13 protein-coding genes are annotated in these 16,506 nt (G+C 73.4%); 8 read left to right on the plus strand and 5 right to left on the minus strand.

Annotated elements, in window-relative coordinates; genetic code table 11:
* The first annotated feature begins 154 nt into the window (after positions 1–154).
* Positions 155–1,567, plus strand: a complete 1,413-nt coding sequence (locus EAO73_RS12595; RefSeq protein WP_147971618.1) for an NADP-dependent succinic semialdehyde dehydrogenase — start codon at positions 155–157, stop codon at positions 1,565–1,567.
* Positions 1,568–1,610: 43 nt separating this feature from the next.
* The gene (locus EAO73_RS12600) at positions 1,611–3,995 is read left to right on the plus strand and encodes a phosphoketolase (protein ID WP_147971619.1); all 2,385 of its coding nucleotides are present in this window, start codon (positions 1,611–1,613) and stop codon (positions 3,993–3,995) included.
* Positions 3,996–4,066: 71 nt separating this feature from the next.
* Here the strand turns inward: EAO73_RS12600 and EAO73_RS12605 are convergent, their stop codons facing one another.
* On the minus strand, positions 4,067–5,182 hold the full coding sequence (locus tag EAO73_RS12605; RefSeq protein ID WP_147971620.1) for a chemotaxis protein: 1,116 nt from the start codon (positions 5,180–5,182) through the stop codon (positions 4,067–4,069).
* Between the two features lie 191 nt (positions 5,183–5,373).
* On the opposite strand from EAO73_RS12605, the gene EAO73_RS12610 reads away from it, so the two are divergent.
* Positions 5,374–5,898: a hypothetical protein gene (locus EAO73_RS12610; RefSeq protein WP_224756261.1), complete on the plus strand. Its 525-nt coding sequence runs from the start codon at positions 5,374–5,376 to the stop codon at positions 5,896–5,898.
* A 36-nt stretch (positions 5,899–5,934) separates the two neighbouring features.
* Here EAO73_RS12610 and EAO73_RS12615 read toward each other — a convergent pair whose 3' ends face one another.
* Positions 5,935–6,753 carry an endonuclease I family protein gene (locus EAO73_RS12615; protein ID WP_147971622.1) on the minus strand — a complete coding sequence of 273 codons (819 nt, stop codon included), beginning with the start codon at positions 6,751–6,753 and terminating at the stop codon, positions 5,935–5,937.
* A 247-nt stretch (positions 6,754–7,000) separates the two neighbouring features.
* Here EAO73_RS12615 and EAO73_RS12620 point away from each other — a divergent pair, with 247 nt between their 5' ends.
* Positions 7,001–7,201, plus strand: coding sequence for a hypothetical protein (locus tag EAO73_RS12620; RefSeq protein WP_147971623.1), 201 nt, complete (start codon positions 7,001–7,003; stop codon positions 7,199–7,201).
* An 85-nt stretch (positions 7,202–7,286) separates the two neighbouring features.
* On the plus strand, positions 7,287–8,432 hold the full coding sequence (locus tag EAO73_RS12625; protein ID WP_147971624.1) for a methyltransferase: 1,146 nt from the start codon (positions 7,287–7,289) through the stop codon (positions 8,430–8,432).
* Between the two features lie 54 nt (positions 8,433–8,486).
* On the opposite strand, the gene EAO73_RS12630 is transcribed toward EAO73_RS12625, so the two are convergent.
* The 3 genes from EAO73_RS12630 to EAO73_RS12640 all read right to left on the minus strand — a co-directional run bounded on the left by EAO73_RS12630 (position 8,487) and on the right by EAO73_RS12640 (position 12,185).
* Entirely contained in the window at positions 8,487–9,413 is a 927-nt protein-coding gene (locus EAO73_RS12630) for an ADP-ribosylglycohydrolase family protein (protein WP_147971625.1), read from the minus strand.
* A gap of 79 nt (positions 9,414–9,492) precedes the next feature.
* The gene (locus EAO73_RS12635) at positions 9,493–10,944 is read right to left on the minus strand and encodes an MFS transporter (protein ID WP_147971626.1); all 1,452 of its coding nucleotides are present in this window, start codon (positions 10,942–10,944) and stop codon (positions 9,493–9,495) included.
* Positions 10,941–12,185, minus strand: a complete 1,245-nt coding sequence (locus tag EAO73_RS12640) for a M20 metallopeptidase family protein (RefSeq protein WP_147971627.1) — start codon at positions 12,183–12,185, stop codon at positions 10,941–10,943. The genes EAO73_RS12635 and EAO73_RS12640 overlap by 4 nt, the downstream gene beginning before the upstream one ends.
* 128 nt (positions 12,186–12,313) lie before the next feature.
* Here EAO73_RS12640 and EAO73_RS12645 point away from each other — a divergent pair, with 128 nt between their 5' ends.
* The 3 genes from EAO73_RS12645 to EAO73_RS12655 are packed head-to-tail and all read left to right on the plus strand — an operon-like array spanning position 12,314 to position 16,480.
* Positions 12,314–13,438, plus strand: coding sequence for an Lrp/AsnC family transcriptional regulator (locus EAO73_RS12645; protein WP_147971673.1), 1,125 nt, complete (start codon positions 12,314–12,316; stop codon positions 13,436–13,438).
* Positions 13,439–13,478: 40 nt separating this feature from the next.
* Positions 13,479–14,414 (plus strand): oxygenase MpaB family protein, encoded by a 936-nt coding sequence (locus tag EAO73_RS12650; RefSeq protein WP_147971628.1) that lies wholly within the window; start codon positions 13,479–13,481, stop codon positions 14,412–14,414.
* Complete coding sequence (locus EAO73_RS12655; RefSeq protein ID WP_147971629.1) at positions 14,396–16,480, plus strand: protein kinase domain-containing protein; 2,085 nt, start codon at positions 14,396–14,398, stop codon at positions 16,478–16,480. Before EAO73_RS12650 ends, EAO73_RS12655 begins: the two co-directional genes overlap by 19 nt.
* Positions 16,481–16,506: the final 26 nt, after the last annotated feature.

Here is a 16,506-nt window from a genome sequence, read left to right on the forward strand (position 1 = left end):
GGATACCCGGCCGGCGCGGATCGCATGCCCCCGGGCACGCATGATCCGCGCCGGCCGGGTATCCGGTGGCGGGGGCCCTCCGTGCCCCGGCCCGCGTTGCGAGCGGGCCCGGCGCGCGGCACGGTCGAAGTATCCAGGCAAGGAGGCCACAGGCATGCCCATCGCGACGGTCAACCCCGCGAACGGCGAGACGCTCAGGACGTTCGACGCGCTGGAGGACGACGAGATCGAGAAGCGGATCGCCGCGGCCGACGCCGCCTTCCGCGACTACCGCACCACCACGTTCGCCGAACGGGCCCGGATGCTCAACCGCGCCGCCGACCTCCTGGACGAGGACCAGCAGGACATCGCGCGCACCATGACCCTGGAGATGGGGAAACCGGTCACGGCCGCCCGCGCCGAGGCCGCGAAGTGCGCCAAGGCGATGCGCTGGTACGCCGCCCGCGCCGAGGAACTGCTCGCCGACGAACATCCCGCGCCCGCCGATGTCGAGGACTCCGGCGCCGTGCGCGCCTACGTCCGCTACCGGCCGCTGGGCCCGGTGCTCGCCGTGATGCCGTGGAACTTCCCGCTCTGGCAGGTCGTGCGCTTCGCCGCCCCCGCCCTGATGGCAGGCAACACGGGCCTGCTGAAGCACGCGTCGAACGTGCCGCAGACCGCGCTGTACCTGGGCGACCTCTTCCACCGCGCCGGATTCCCGGCCGGCTGCTTCCAGACACTGCTCGTGGGCTCGAAGGCCGTCGAGGGCATCCTGCGCGATCACCGGGTGGCCGCCGCCACCCTGACCGGCAGCGAGCCGGCCGGCCGCTCCGTCGCCGCGATCGCCGGCGACGAGGTCAAGCACACCGTCCTGGAGCTCGGCGGCAGCGACCCCTACCTCGTCCTGCCCTCGGCGGACGTCGCGAAGGCCGCCCGCGTCGCCGTCACCGCCCGCGCCCAGAACAACGGCCAGTCGTGCATCGCCGCCAAGCGGTTCATCGTGCACACCCAGGTCTACGAGGAGTTCGCCGAGCGCTTCACCGTCGGCATGCGCGAACTGACCGTCGGCGACCCGCTGGAGGAGACCACCGACGTCGGACCGCTCGCCAGCGAGCAGGGCCGCGCCGACCTGGAGGAACTTGTCGACGACGCCGTGGACCGGGGCGCCGAGGTCCTCTGCGGCGGCGGCCGGCCCGAGGGCCTGAGCGGCGGTCTGCAGAACGGCTGGTTCTACGCCCCCACCGTCCTCGCCGGCATCACGCCCGGCATGCGCATCCACCGCGAGGAGACCTTCGGCCCGGTCGCCACCCTCTACCGCGTGGACAGCCTCGACGAGGCCGTGGAAGTCGCCAACGACACCCCTTTCGGACTCAGCTCCAACGTGTGGACCCGCGACGCCGCCGAGACCGAGCGCTGTGTCCGGGACCTCCAGGCCGGCGGCGTCTTCTTCAACGGCATGACCGCCTCCCACCCCGCGCTGCCCTTCGGCGGGGTCAAGCGCTCGGGCTACGGGCGTGAGCTCGCCGGACACGGCATCCGCGAGTTCTGCAACGCCACCACCGTCTGGTACGGCGCCGAGCCCCGGTGACCGTACGAGCGACGCCCCCGCACCCGCCCGCAGAGAGGTGACCATGAGCGACGCCCCACCGCCCGCGCCGGCCGGCCCCTGTGACGAGGAGCTGGATGCCCTCGACGCGCACTGGCGGGCCGCCAACTATCTGGCCGTCGGGCAGATCTACCTGATGGACAACCCCCTGCTGACCCGGCCGCTCGCCCCCGAGCACATCAAGCCCCGGCTGCTCGGCCACTGGGGCACCTCACCGGGGCTCAACCTTGTGTACACCCACCTCAACCGCCTCATCGGCGCACGCGGCACCCGGGCGCTGTGCATCTGGGGCCCCGGCCACGGCGGCCCCGCCGTCCTCGCCGGTTCCTGGCTGGAGGGCAGCTACTCCGAGACGTACCCGGACGTCGGCCGGGACGCGGAAGGCATGGGGCTGCTGTTCAAGCAGTTCTCCTTCCCCGGCGGTGTCCCGAGCCACGTCGCCCCCGAGACGCCCGGCTCCATCCACGAGGGCGGCGAACTCGGCTACTCCCTCGCCCACGCCTACGGCGCCGCCCTCGACCACCCGGAGCTGCTGGTCACCTGCGTCATCGGGGACGGCGAGGCGGAGACCGGACCGCTCGCCGGGTCCTGGCACGCCAACAAGTTCCTCGATCCGGTCCACGACGGGGCCGTCCTGCCCGTCCTCCACCTCAACGGCTACAAGATCGCCAACCCGACGGTGCTCGCCCGCCTCCCGCACACCGAACTCGACGCCCTGCTGCGGGGCTACGGGCACGACCCCCTGTACGTGGAGGGCGACGACCCGCGCGCTGTGCACCGGGCGATGGCCCTCGCGATGGACCGCGCAGCCGACCGCATCGAGGAGATCCAGGCCGCCGCCCGCACCGGCGGTGACACGGAGCGTCCGCGCTGGCCGATGATCGTGCTGCGCACCCCGAAGGGCTGGACCGGCCCCGCCGAGGTCGACGGCCTGCCCGTCGAAGGCACCTGGCGCGCCCACCAGGTCCCGCTGCCCGGCGTCCGCGACAACCCGGACCACCTGCGCCAGCTGGAGGCGTGGATGCGGTCCTACCGGCCGGACGAACTCTTCGACGCCGAGGGCCGCCCCACCGCACAGGTGCTGGCTTGCGTCCCCGAGGGCGCGGCCCGCCTCGGCGCCACCCCGTACGCGAACGGCGGCCTGCTCCTGCGGGACCTGCCCATTCCGGACCTGGACGGGTTCGCCGTCCCCGTGGCCCGGCCGGGCAGTTCCCTGCGGGAGCCGACCCGGGTGCTGGGCGGTCTGCTGGAGGCGGTCATGGCGGCGACCGCCGACCGCAGGGACTTCCGCCTCGTGGGCCCCGACGAGACCGCGTCCAACCGGCTCGACGCGGTCTACGAGGCGAGCGGCAAGGCCTGGCAGGCCCGTACGCTCCCCACCGACGAGCACCTCGCGCGCGACGGCCGGGTGATGGAGGTCCTGTCCGAGCACCTGTGCCAGGGTTGGTTGGAGGGCTATCTGCTGACCGGCCGGCACGGGCTGTTCTCCTGCTACGAGGCCTTCGCGCACATCGTGGACTCGATGGTCAACCAGCACATCAAGTGGCTGCGCACCGCGCGCCGCCTTGCCTGGCGCCGCCCCATCGCCTCCCTCAACTACCTGCTCACCTCGCACGTCTGGCGCCAGGACCACAACGGCTTCTCGCACCAGGACCCGGGCTTCGTGGACCACATCCTCAACAAGAGCCCCGAAGTCGTCCGCGTCTACCTGCCACCGGACACCAACACCCTGCTCTCCGCGGCGGACCACGCCCTGCGCAGCCGGGACTACGTCAACGTCATCGTGGCGGGCAAGCAGCCGAGCTTCGACTGGCTCACCCTGGACCAGGCCCGGGTGCACTGCGCGCGCGGGGCCGGTGTCTGGGAGTGGGCGGGCACCGAGGACGGCAGCCGCGAACCCGACGTCGTCCTCGCCTGCGCCGGGGACGTACCCACCCTGGAGACCCTGGCGGCCGCCCAGCTCCTGCGGCGCCATCTGCCGGACCTGGCGGTGCGGGTGGTCAACGTCGTCGACATGGCGCGGCTCATGCCGCACTCCGAGCACCCGCACGGCATGCCGGACTCCGAGTACGACGCGCTGTTCACCCGGGGCAGGCCGGTCATCTTCGCGTACCACGGCTACCCCTGGCTGATCCACCGGCTGGCCTACCGCCGCGAGGGCCACGGCGACCTGCACGTGCGGGGCTACAAGGAGGAGGGCACCACCACCACGCCCTTCGACATGGTCGTCCGCAACGACCTCGACCGCTACCGGCTGGTCATGGACGTCATCGACCGGGTCCCCGGCCTGGGCGTGCGTGCCGTGGCGGTGCGTCAGGAGATGGCGGACACGCGCACCCGTCACCACGCCTGGATCCGGGAGCACGGCACCGACCTGCCCGAAGTGGCCGACTGGTCCTGGGAGGGCTGAATCCCCCGGCAACACGGAGCGGGCCCGGACGGAGATCACCGTCCGGGCCCGCTCCGTGTTGCCGGGCAGGGTCAGAAGCGCAGTTCCGCCGCGATCCGCCCGTGCCCCTTGAGCGAGTCGTCGGCGACGAAGTAGACCTCCGCGCCGCTGTCGAGCGCCGCCTCGACCAGCTCGTCGACGATGTCCTCACGGACGTTCCCGTCGGCCGGGTCGACCACGTCGTCGGTCACCGGCTTCAGGTGCTCCTGGTCGACCCGGACCGTCTGCTGGTAGTGCTCCTCCACCGCCAACAGGCCCACCCGGCCCTCACGCACGGCGGCCCACACCTCGTCGAGCCCGCCGGCGAACGCCTTCCGGCCGCGCGCCGCGTCGAGCCGGCCCTCGATCTCCTTCGCGAAGTGCGCGCGCCGGGCCTCCAGGGCAGGGCGCAGCTCGGTGAGCAGGTCGCGGGGCGCGTTGTCGGCGGGGGCGCCCTTGGTGACCCGGCCCACCGCGTCCTTCGCGCACTGGCCCGCCTCGTCGAACAGGGCGAGCGCCGGGGCGATGCCGACCAGATACAGCGGACGCGGGTCGGTGGCCAGGACGGCGCGCAGCTTCTCGTCGACCGTGCGCAGGAAGAGCTTGGTGTCCTCGTTGGCGAAGGTGCTCGGGGTGTCGCCGGTCCGCTCCATGCGCTGCGGGTTGAACTCCTCGCGCGGGGCCGTCAGCGGGAAGCCGCCGATGTGTGCCTCCTGCGCGGATTCGGTTGTGCCGCTGAAGAGAGCGGCGTGGTCGGCGGCCACGGTCAGCGCCCAGAAGGGCCGCGCCTGCGCCTTCGCGGAGACCAGGTTGCGGGTGAGGTAGCTGTCGCTCAGCACCACTCGTTCGGGTGCGGTACGCGGCAGTCGCCAGATCTGGAACTCGTCGGCGGTCGCGAAGAGCACTAGCGCGTCCAGCGCCCGGCGCGGATCGAGCTCGTCGACCGCGCGTTCGAGCTGCTGCTTGATCGCGGCGCACGTCTCGCGGCTGACCGCCGGATCGGCCTCCAGCCTGTTGTGCGCCTCGGACAGCAGGTTGCGCAGCCGTACGGCGTCCTGGGCGTTGTCCGGGGCGCGCCGGTGGGTCGGCATGGTCAGGGACAGAGCCGGATAGGGCCTGGCCCTGCGCAGCTCCTGCAGCAGGCCGGCGGTCAGGGCGTCCGTGTCCATCAGTTCCCTCCCGGGGAAGTGCGCACTGCGCGCGGAGCGGGTGATTCAACGAGTCAATTCATACCTTTTGATCCTAATATGGGCGAGTTGGTCATCCCGGGTGCGAGAAGCCCTGCTTCCCCGTGCCCGCTTCAGTGGACGGAGCGTTTGTGAATCCGACCGGCCCCGCGCGGCGCCCCCTCCGAGGCCGTGTGTCCCGCGGCCTGACCCCCGCCGTGCTCGTCGCGGTGCTCGTCGCGGGCGCAGCCGCCTGCAGCGGCTCCGGCAGTCCGGCGGCGGGCGAGGCCCGCAGTACCCGTACGATCTCCGCCGAGCCGACGGCGAGCCCGAGCCCGACCGGCAGTGGGCGCACCCAGGAGGAGTTCGCGGCCTCGGTCTCCGCCGACGTCGAGCGCAACCGGCAGAAGGCCGTGGCCACCCTCAAGGACGTCGACGGCAAGGGCAACGCGGTCGACGACGTCTCCGTCAACGGCATCGCGGTCCGGCCCGGGGAGCAGTTCCGCAGCGCGCTGGTGCGGGTGACCAACCGGAGCGACAAGCCGGCGTTCTTCGCCGTGCGCGTGGAGTTCGTCGACGCGTCGGGCAAGGTGCTGGACTCCGTGGTGCTCGGCTTCCCGGACGCGCCCACCGACCGGACGGTCAGTGAGCACGCGAACAGCCGCAAGGCCGCCGGCGTCAAGTCGTTCCCCCGGATCGCCCAGGCGGAGCGGAGCTGACGGCCGACGGCCTCGCGGTGGTTCAGCGCGGGTCCGTCACCAGATGGCCTCCACCCACTCGGGGTGGTCCACGAACGGGTTGCGGTTGTGCTGGTACTGCTCGTATATGACGTCGTTGCGCCGCTTCTCGAAGGAGTCCGGCGGGTCCTCCTGGCTCCATGCCTTCAGGACGGAGAGCCGGCCGATGTGCGGTGAGGAGCCGTTCGACACGCTGTCGTTGGGTTCCAGGTCGGGGAAGGCGTCGTCGCCCTCGTAGCGCACCGCCATGTAGAGGATCATCCGGGCCACGTCACCCTTGACGGCGTCGCGCGGTTCGAAGGAGTCGCTGTCGGTGTAGTTGCCGGGCGCGTCGCTCAGTTCCGTACCGCCGTTGTCGAAGTCCTTGTTGCCGCGCGTGGAGTTGACCTGGACGTCGGACGGGCGCAGGTGATGGATGTCGGTGCCGGGGCCGGTGGCTGTGCCGAAGTCGCCGTGCGACTTGGCCCAGACGTGCTCCCTGTTCCACTGGCCGGAGTTGCCGCCGTTGTTGCTCTTGGGTTCCGAGCGGCCGGTGTAGAGCTCGATGATGTTCGAGGAGTTGGCCGGGTCCTCGTCGGTGTCCTTGAGGGCGTCCCACACCTGGCTGTACGTGAGCTTGCTCTGGTCGCTGATGATCGTGTGCAGCGCGCTCTTGAGCGCGGCGCCGGTCTTGCCGGTCGCGTCCTGGTAGTACGTGTCGTCGAGCGCGGCGAGCGGGGAGGCGGCGGTCGGTGGTGGCGTCGGAGCGGGCGCGGCGGCCGCCGTGCCGGTCAGCACCGCGAGAGCGGCGAGCGCGGCGGGCAGGGTGCGGCGCAGGGGAAGGTGACGACGGGACATGTGGGGTGTCCTCTCCGGGAATACGCGCACCGCGGCGCCGTCACGGGGTGGGGGACGGCTCCGCGGTGGTCGTGTCCGCTATGTGTACGCGGGAGCCTTCCATGCGGACCGTCACGATGTGTGAACACGCCGTATCTATCATGTGCAGGTCAAGTGAGGGCCCGGGACCTCCTTCGTGACCCCGCCCGGCCACGGATGCGGGAGCGCCGGTGGCGGGCGAGAATGACGGGAAGGACAAGGAGGCGGCATGAGCGACGAGTCCGATTCCGTATCCAGTACCCGGGGCGTGACCCCGGACGCCCTTCTGCACACCGGCGCCAGCGACAACCCCTCGGCGGAGGACCTGGTGCTCGCGTCGGGGCGCGACCTGACTCCGCAGAATCTCGAGTGGGCGCGCCGCACCCTGGCCAGGGAGGGCCGGGCCGCCATCGACAAGCTGCTGCCGTAGACGGCGGCGCGGCGCGGCGGCCCGCGACCGTCGCGCCGTCGGCGGTTACGGGCGCCGGGCACGGCTCGGTTAGCCTGAACGCACAATGAACCGTTTGACGACGTCAGAGGCGGGTTACGACCTCGCCCGCTTCCCCGAGGACCCCCGCGACCCGTTCCGCGCCTGGGACGCGGCCGACGCCTACCTCCTCCAGCACCTTCAGGAGGAGGCGGTCGACGTCTCGGGGAACGTCGTCGTGGTCGGGGACCGCTGGGGCGCCCTGAGCACCGTGCTTTCCGGGCACCGCCCCGTGCAGATCAGCGACTCCTACCTCGGGCAGCGGGCGACCGGCGCGAACCTGGAGCGGAACGGGGTGCCCGCCGACGCGGTGCGCCTGCTGTCCCCGCGCGACACCCCTCCGGACCGTGTCGACGTGCTGCTCGTACGCGTACCGAAGAGCCTCGCGTTCCTGGAGGACCAGCTGTACCGGCTCGCGCCCTTCGTGCACGCCGGTACCGTCGTCATCGGCACCGGCATGGTCAAGGAGATCCACACCTCCACGCTCAACCTGTTCGAGCGGATCATCGGTCCCACCCGCACCTCCCTCGCGGTCCGCAAGGCCCGGCTCATCCATTGCACTCCGGACCCGGCCCTGCCCCGCACCCCCAGCCCCTGGCCGCTGCGCTACGAGCTGCCCGCCGACGCCGGACCGGCCGCCGGGCGCACCGTCACCAACCACGCGGGGATCTTCTGCGCCGACCGTCTCGACATCGGCACCCGCTTCTTCCTCAAGCACCTGCCGGCCCGCACCGGCCCGGACCGGGTCGTGGACCTCGGCTGCGGCAACGGCGTCGTCGGCCTCGCCGCCGCGCTCGCCAACCCCGAGGCCACCGTCACCTTCGTCGACGAGTCCCACCAGGCCGTCGCCTCCGCCGAGGAGACGTTCCGGAGCAACACCGGCCCCGGCGCCGAGGCCCGCTTCGTCGTCGGGGACGGCCTGTCCGGTGCCGAGCCCGGCAGCGCGGACCTCGTCCTCAACAACCCGCCGTTCCACTCGCACCAGGCCACCACGGACGCCACTGCCCGGACCATGTTCCACGGGGCGCGGCACGCGCTGCGCCGGGGCGGCGAGCTGTGGGTGGTCGCCAACCGGCACCTCGGCCACCACACCACCCTGCGCCGCGTGTTCGGCAACTGCACCACAGTGGCGGGCGACCCGAAGTTCGTGGTGCTGCGCGCCGTCAAGCGCTGAGCCGGCGGTCGCGCGGCAACAGGCGGACCCCCCCAGACGCCGTTCGGGCCCCGGTCAGGCGTCGGAGCCGGCGCCCGGGACGATGCGGGGCAGCGGTTCGCGGGCCGTGTGCCAGGATTCCGGGAGGGCCGCGACGCCCGTGCGGGCCGCGATCACTCCGCCCGCGATGGCGCACGTGGTGTCGATGTCACCGCGCCCCTCGACCGTGCGCCACAGCCCTTCCTCCAGGTCGTCCAGGTGCCCCGCCGCGCACCAGAGGGCGAAGGGAACGGTGTCGGGCCCGGACATCCGGTAGCCCGAGCCCAGGACCTCCGCCGCGTGGCGGAGGGAGGTGTGGGCCGGCATCCGGGCCGCGATACGGATGCCCGAGCGGACGTCGCTGTCGGGCAGGAGCGCGGCGACCTCCCGCAGGAAGTCCGCGCGTTCCGGCGCCGGCCCGCCCCGGCTGCGGGTCGCCAGCGCCGCTGCCAGGGCGACCGCCACCGCACCGGCGGCCGCCTCCGGGTGGCTGTGCGAGACGACGCTCTGGCGCGCGGCCTGGTCGGCGACGGCGTCGAGGTCGGCCGCGTGCCAGGCGCCGAGCGGGGCGACGCGCATCGCCGCCCCGTTGCCCCAGGAGCCCATGCCCTCGAACTGCGCGGTCACCACCGCATGCCAGGACTCGCCCGCGCCGAACCGGCGCAGGACGTCGTGCATCGAGGCGCCGTAGCCGCGGTGCGTGTCGGCCGCGTACTCCTCGGCCAGGCGCCGGGCGAACCGGTCCTGGTCGACGGTGCCGCCGCCCTCGGCGAGCTCGCGGACCAGGACCAGCGCCTGGGCGGTGTCGTCGCTCCACCGCCACACGGTCTCCGGGGGAAGGATCCGCGTCTCCAGGGCCGCCGGGCCCTCGCGGCGCAGGATGCCGAACCAGCGGTCGCCGAACGCGTCACCGAAGGCGAGTCCGGCGAGGGAATCCAGTACGGGGGAGGGCAGTTCGATCATCGGAGCAGTATGACAAGAAGGCTGCCCCGCGCTTCAGCCCGCCACCCTCGTCTGCTTCAGCCCGCCCGTCCCGCCCGCTTCAGCCCGCCGCCCCGCGACGTGCGGAGGCCGCCGCCGCTGCCGCGCCCAGGGACAGCAGGGCGCACAGCAGCCAGACCGTGACGTACCCGGACTCGCTCGCCGCCTCCTGGGTATCGGTGACGGCGCTCCCCGTCTCCGTCGCCGGGGTCGCCAGGACGACGGCGATGACGGCTCCGGCGATCGCGCCGCCCAGGGTCTTCACGTTGTTGTACAGGGCCGTGGTGATGCCCGTACGGGAGGGGGCGCCGGCCTCGGCGATCACCGTGGGCAGCGCACCGAGCGCCACACCGATGCCGGCCCCGGCCAGCACCTTCGCCGCCACCAGCTGCCAGATCGCCGTGTGGAACGCGGCCGTGGCCAGGAAGCTCACGCCGATCAGGGCGAACGAGACGATCAGCGCGGGGCGGTAGCCGAGGCGCCCCGCGATGCGCGCGGTCAGCGAGGAGCCGATGACGGCCGCCACGCCGGCGGGCAGGATGATCAGCGAGATGGCGAGGGCGGAGAGCCCGAAGCCGTAACCGGTACGCTCCGGGTCCGCCGCCAGGAAGGTGGAGTCCGGGGCCATGCTGCCGAAGTAGACGACACCGAAGGCCGCCGCGCACAGGAAGTACGGGGCGACACTGCGGTCGGCCAGCGCCCGCAGATCCACCAGCGGATCGGGCACCCGCAGCTCACGTACGGCCCACACGGCACCGGTCAGCAGGGCGAGCGGAACCGGGACGAGCACCGCGCCGGAGAGCAGCGGACCGCTCTTCGCCGCCGAGATGCCCGCGAGCAGCAGGAGCATGGCCAGGCTCAGCAGGCCCACGCCCGGCCAGTCGAGCCGGGCGCCGGGCGTCCTCGTGGACTCCGGGATCGCGAGGAACGAGACCGGCACGCACAGCACCGCCAGCACGGCCGGCAGCAGCAGGGTGATCCGTACGTCGCCCGTCGCCTTGTGCGCCAGGCCCATGACGACCCCGCCCAGCAGCGTCCCGAGGGTGAGCGCGCCGACGAGGCGTGCGATGGCGCCGCGGGCGCGTTCCACGGAGAGCCGGTCGCGTACGAGGGCGATCTCCAGAGGCAGCAGGGCGGCGAGCGGGCCCAGCAGCACCCGGCCGGCCAGCAGCACGGGCAGCGACGGGGCGAAGGCCACCAGCAGTGAGCCGACGGCGACGCAGATCAGCGAGACCCGCAGCATGAGGCGGTGCCCGTACACATCGCCGAGCCGGCCGAAGGCGGGCACGGACACGGCGGCGGCGAGGAGCTGGGCGGCGATGACCCAGTTGAGGTCGGCGTCGGCCATCCCCAGCTCCGTACCGATGTCCGGCAGCAGCGGGGCGATGCCGCCCTGGAGGAACCCGCTGGTCATCTCGAAAAGGATCAGCAGTCCCACGACCGCGCCGACGGACGCGGAGGGCGGGGGAGCGGCCCCGGTGGAGGCGGGCCGCACGGACTCGGTGGTGCTCATGAAGCCTCCTCAGTGGTGACGGCGGCGGCTCGGACGGCCGACCGGTCCGCAGCCTGCCGGAGGCGGCTCGCGGCGAGCCCGGCCAGCAGCAGAGCGGCGTCCGTCACCGACCGGTCGTCGTAGACCGCCTGCTCGGAGTGGTTCATCGGCGCGGCCGACGGATCGCGGCCGGGCGGGCACGCGCCGAGGCCGAGGAACGCCCCCGGGACCTCGCGCAGCACGTACGAGAAGTCCTCGGAGCCGGCCATCGGGCGCGGCGCCTCGGAGACCTGCGTGGCGCCGAGGAGTTCCCGCGCGGTGCGCAGGGCGAACGCGGCCTCGTCGGCGTCGTTCACGGTCACCGGGTAGCCGTCCCGCTGGTCGACGTCGACGCTCAGGCCGTGCGCGGCGGCGATCCCGCGCACGGTCCGCCCGACGCCGGCCCGGACCCGGGCCCGGGTCTCCTCGGAGAACGACCGGATGGTGGCGGTGAATTCGGCGGTCCCGGGGATGACGTTGCCGGCCGACCCCGCGTGCAGCGAGCCCACCGTGATGACGGCCGGGTCGAAGATGTCGACGGTGCGCGTGACCATCGTCTGGAGCGCCGTGACCATCTCGCAGACGGCCGGCACCGGGTCCTGGGCCAGGTGCGGCGAGGAGCCGTGACCGCCGGCCCCCGTCACCCGGACGGTCACGTCATCGGAGGCGGCGAGCACCGGGCCCGGCCGTACGGCGGCCGTGCCGGCGGGCAGCACGGCCGAGGTGACGTGGAGCGCGTACGCGGCGACGACCCGGGAGCCCGCCGCGTCGAGCACGCCCTCGTCGATCATCAGCCGGGCACCGTCCATGCCCTCCTCGCCGGGCTGGAACATGAACACGACATCGCCCGCCAGCTCCTCGCGCCGCGCGGACAGCAGCCGGGCCGCCCCCACCAGACCCGCGGTGTGCACGTCGTGGCCGCAGGCATGCATCCGCCCGGGTACCTCGGAGGCGTACGGCACCGCGCTGTCCTCCTGCACGGGCAGCGCGTCCATGTCGCCGCGCAGGAGCACGGCGGGTCCGGGCAGGCCGCCGCGCAGCACGGCGGTGACCGAGCTGAGTTTCTGGCCCGTCGTGATCTCCAGGGGCAGTCCGGCCAGGGCGTCCAGGACCGTCCGCTGGGTCCGGGGGAGGTCGAGGCCGAGTTCCGGCTGCCGGTGCAGTGCGTGGCGCAGGCGGACCAGGGAGTCTTCGATGGCGAGGGCGTCAGTGCGTTCGAACATGCCTGGTATGGTGCCGATCCGGCCGATCGGACCTGCCGTCGTGCGGGTATCCTCCGCATCAAGCAGATCATTTGCCGACAACCACCACCACCGCCCCTGTCGACGCCACAACCACCCGGAGGCGGACCGTGCTCGACGAGGTCGACCTGCTGCTCGTCACCGCGCTCCAGATCGCGCCGCGCGCGGACTGGCGGACCATCGGTGACGTCCTGGACATCGACGCCTCGACGGTCGCCCGGCGCTGGTCCCGGCTCACCCGGGCCGGCCACGCCTGGATCGGGGTGCATCCGGCCGTCGCGGCGATCAGCCCGGACACCCCGGCCCTGGTCGCGTTCATCGAGGTCGACTGCGTCTCCGGGCGGCTGCACGAGGTGGCCGGGCACATCGCGGACGACCCGCACGTGTTCAATCTGGAGCACGTCAGCGGCAGCCGGGACCTTCTGGTCACGGCGGTCTTCGCGGACAACGCCCAGCTGGCCCGGTACGTCGGGTTCCGCCTCGGCGCGCTCGACGGCGTCGCGGCCTCCCGCACCCAGGTCGCCACCACCCTGCACACCGAGGGCAGTCGCTGGCGGCTCGACCGCCTCACCGACGAGCAGCGCCGCAGACTCGCACCGCCGGCCCCGAACCGGCAGCCCACCCGCGCCGTCCCCGAGCGCGACCAGGAACTGGTCCGCGTCCTCGGCGAGGACCCGCGCCGGCCCGTCGCCCACCTCGCGGAGCGCACCGGACTGAGCCCCACGACCGTCCGCCGCCGCCTCGACCGCCTCGACGCCGACCGGGCGCTCGCCTACCGCTGCGAGGTGGCGCGGTCGCTCTCCGGCTGGCCGGTCTCCGTCTCGTACTGGGCGGCGGTGCCGCAGAGCCGGGCGCCGCAGCTCGCCAAGAGCATCAGCCAGATCCGCGAGATCCGGCTCTGTGCCTCCCTGACCGGCCCGCACAACCTGCTGCTCGCCGCCTGGCTGCGTTCGGTCGACGACATCGGCGCCTTCGAGGCCCGGCTCACCGCGCGCCATCCCGAACTGACGGTCGCCGACCGGGCGCTCACGCTGTGGCCGATGAAGCTCGCCGGCCACCTCCTCGACCCGCAGGGCCGCCATCTGCGGGCCGTGCCCCTGTCCAGCTGGCAGGGCACGCATTCCGACACCGCGGAGGCGGCCCTCCTGGACCGCCTCCGGACCCCTCCCGCCCGACTCCCTGGTGGCGGGGTGCCCACCGCGCCCGAGCCCGGCCACACTGGTGGTCTCCGGTGACCCCGCCACCGGGCCGCCGCAGAACGGGAGGGACACGCACATGACGGACGCCGACCCCGGACTCTTCGGCCCCTCGTCGGTCACCTGGCAGCTGCACGGCGACCCGATGATGTGGGTCGCCGGCGTGCGCGCCCTCTACCTCCAGGCGCTCCACCCCCTCGCCGTGCTCGGGGTGATGCAGAACTCGGACTTCCGCGAGGACGCCTGGGGCCGGCTCATGCGCACGGCCGGATTCGTCGGCACGATCACGTACGGCACCACCGAGGCCGCCGAGAAGGCGGGCGCCCGGGTCCGGAAGATCCACCGGCACCTCAAGGTCACCGACCCGGCGACCGGCCGCACCCACGGTGTCGACGAGCCCGAGCTGCTGCTGTGGGTGCACTGCGCCGAGGCCGACTCCTACCTCCAGGTCCTGCGCCGCTCCGGCTACCCGCTCACCGCCCGGCAGGCCGACCAGTACATCGGTGAACACCGGCACAGCGCCCGCCTCGTCGGCCTCGACCCGGACGACGTACCCGCGACGACCGCCGAGATGGACGGCTACTTCGCCCGGGTACGGCCGCAGCTCGCCGGGACCCCGGAGGCGAGGGACGTCGACGACTTCCTGCGCCGGCCACCCGTACCGCCCCTCCTCGTACCGGCGCGCGCCCTGCTGTGGCGGCATGTGGCCGCCCTCGCCTACCAGTCGCTGCCGCCGTTCGCCCACGAGCTGTACGGCAGGACGGCGCCGTCGCCCGCCGCCGTCGACCGGCGGCTGCGTACCACCGGGGCACTCCTGCGCGCCGTTCCCGCGCGGCTGCGCTGGCGGCTTCCGCCAGGTCACATCATGAACGCGATGGCGCGCCTGGGACCCGGCAGCCGCCCCACCCCGTACACACTGAAGAGGCAGGCAGCCATACTGGACGGGCCGGGGAGGGCGCGGCGGCAGCAGGCGGAACGACGGGGGCGGCAACAGGGATGGCGGAAACCAGGCTGATCCAGAGCCGGTACCGGCTGCTCGACCTGATCGGGCGCGGCGGCATGGGCGAGGTCTGGCGCGCCCGTGACGAATCGCTGGGCCGCCAGGTCGCCGTCAAATGCCTCAAGCCCATGAGCGCGCAGCAGGACGACGACTACACCCGCATCGTCCGCGAACGCTTCCGCCGCGAGGCCAGGGTCGCCGCCGCCCTCCAGCACCGGGGCGTCACCGTCGTGCACGACTTCGGCGAGTACGAGGGCGTGCTCTACCTCGTGATGGAACTGCTGGACGGCCGCAACCTCAGCCAGCTCCTGGAGGACAACGAGCAGCACCCGCTGCCGGTGGACGACATCGTCGACATCGCCGAACAGGTCGCCGACGCCCTCGGCTACACCCATCAACAGGGCATCGTCCACCGCGACCTCAAGCCCGCCAACATCATGCGGCTGTCCGACGGAACGGTGAAGATCTGCGACTTCGGCATCGCCAGGCCCGGCCACGGCATCCCCGTCACCTCCCGGCTCACCGGCGTCGGCGTCGCCATGGGCACCCCGCACTACATGTCGCCGGAGCAGATCAGCGGCGGCCAGGTCGACCACCGCAGCGACCTCTACTCGCTGGGCTGTGTGCTGTACGAGATCGCGACCGGCGCCCCGCCCTTCGACATGGCGGACTCCTGGGGCATCCTCGTCGGCCACCGCGACACCCCGCCCGAGCCCTTGCGCTCCCACCGCGCCGAACTGCCCGGGTTCTTCGACCGGGTCGTCCTGGACCTGCTCGCCAAGACCCCGGAGGAGCGCCCGTCCGACGCCCACGACCTGCGCCGCCGCATCGCCGTCGGCCGCACCGGGGAGCAGCCCTTCATCGAGCCGACCGGTGAGGTGCCGCTCGCCCCGCCCGTCCCGGTCGCCCTGTCCGGTCGGACGCCCGCCCCCGCGCCGCCGTTGCCCGACTGGGCCCGCACGGTAACCGGCGGCCCCAAGGCGACGGGCGCGGTGACCCCGTTGACGCCGCCCGACCACTCGGCGGGCCTGACCCGCACCTGGACCACCGGTGCCGGACAGGCTCCCGCACCGGGCCCCGCCCCCGCCCACGAGATCCCGGGCGCGGGCCCCGGCCGCAAGGGCCGGGCCGAGCGCGCGCTGCGCGAGTTCGGCCGCCTCGCCGACGACCGCGCCCGCGTCCTGGGCCCCGACCACGCCGAAACCCTCGCAGCCCGGCAGCAGATGGCGTACGCGCTCGGCCGCCTCGGCCGGCACGCCGAGGCCCACGAACTCCACGCCGCCGTGCTGGTGTCATGGGAGCGCGCGGCGGGCCCGGACCACCCCGACACCCTGCGCTGCCGCCACAACCTGGCCTTCAGCCTGAGCAGGCTGGGACACCTGGAGGACTCCTACCGCATGGCCCGCGACGTGGCCTCGGCCCGCGCCCGGGTGCTGGGGGCCGATCACCCCGACACCCTCGTCACGCTCTACGAGGTCGGTTACGCGCTGGGCCGGCTCGGCCGGTGGACCGAGGCGCTGCACACCTACCGGCAGGTCGCCGAGGCGCGGACCCGGCTGCTCGGCTCCGACCACCCGGACACCCTCGCCACCCGCTACGAGGTCGGCATCAGCCTGGGACGGCTCGGCCGCAGCGCCGACGCGCTGGAACTGTACGGCGCGCTCGTCGCCGACCGCAGCCGGGTCAACGGGCCGGCCGACCCGGAGACCCTGCGCGCCCGCCACGGACTGGGCGTCAACCTCGGGCGGCTGGCCCGCTGGGACGAGGCCCTGGCGGAGGCGCAGGCCGTGTGCGCCGCCCGTGAACACGTCCTCGGCCCCGACCACCCCGACACCCTCGTCAGCCGCCGCGAGGTCGCCGTCGCCCTTGGCTGGCTGGGCCGCTGGACCGACGCGCTCACCGTCTACCGGCAGGTCGCCGAGGCACGCGCCCGGCTGCTGGGGGCCGGCCACCCCGACACGCTCGCCGGCCGCGACGACGAGGCCCACTGCCTCGAACAGCTGGGCCGCACCCGTGAGGCCGCCGACCTCTACCGCGAGGTGGCCGCGCTGCGGCAGCGGGTCGGCGGGCCGCGGCTCTGACCCGTCACACGCCCTGGCCCGGCCGC

The sequence above is a fragment of the Streptomyces sp. col6 genome, assembly GCF_008042035.1.
Lineage (GTDB): Bacteria > Actinomycetota > Actinomycetes > Streptomycetales > Streptomycetaceae > Streptomyces.

Bases quoted from the DNA above. Each gene is read 5' to 3' on its own strand.
- EAO73_RS12615 (WP_147971622.1), bottom strand. From the start codon at position 6,753: ATGTCCCGTCGTCACCTTCCCCTGCGCCGCACCCTGCCCGCCGCGCTC.
- EAO73_RS12625 (WP_147971624.1), top strand. From the start codon at position 7,287: ATGAACCGTTTGACGACGTCAGAGGCGGGTTACGACCTCGCCCGCTTC.
- EAO73_RS12630 (WP_147971625.1), bottom strand. From the start codon at position 9,413: ATGATCGAACTGCCCTCCCCCGTACTGGATTCCCTCGCCGGACTCGCC.
- EAO73_RS12640 (WP_147971627.1), bottom strand. From the start codon at position 12,185: ATGTTCGAACGCACTGACGCCCTCGCCATCGAAGACTCCCTGGTCCGC.
- EAO73_RS12650 (WP_147971628.1), top strand. From the start codon at position 13,479: ATGACGGACGCCGACCCCGGACTCTTCGGCCCCTCGTCGGTCACCTGG.
- EAO73_RS12635 (WP_147971626.1), bottom strand. From the start codon at position 10,944: ATGAGCACCACCGAGTCCGTGCGGCCCGCCTCCACCGGGGCCGCTCCC.
- EAO73_RS12605 (WP_147971620.1), bottom strand. From the start codon at position 5,182: ATGGACACGGACGCCCTGACCGCCGGCCTGCTGCAGGAGCTGCGCAGG.
- EAO73_RS12620 (WP_147971623.1), top strand. From the start codon at position 7,001: ATGAGCGACGAGTCCGATTCCGTATCCAGTACCCGGGGCGTGACCCCG.
- EAO73_RS12600 (WP_147971619.1), top strand. From the start codon at position 1,611: ATGAGCGACGCCCCACCGCCCGCGCCGGCCGGCCCCTGTGACGAGGAG.
- EAO73_RS12595 (WP_147971618.1), top strand. From the start codon at position 155: ATGCCCATCGCGACGGTCAACCCCGCGAACGGCGAGACGCTCAGGACG.
- EAO73_RS12655 (WP_147971629.1), top strand. From the start codon at position 14,396: ATGGCGGAAACCAGGCTGATCCAGAGCCGGTACCGGCTGCTCGACCTG.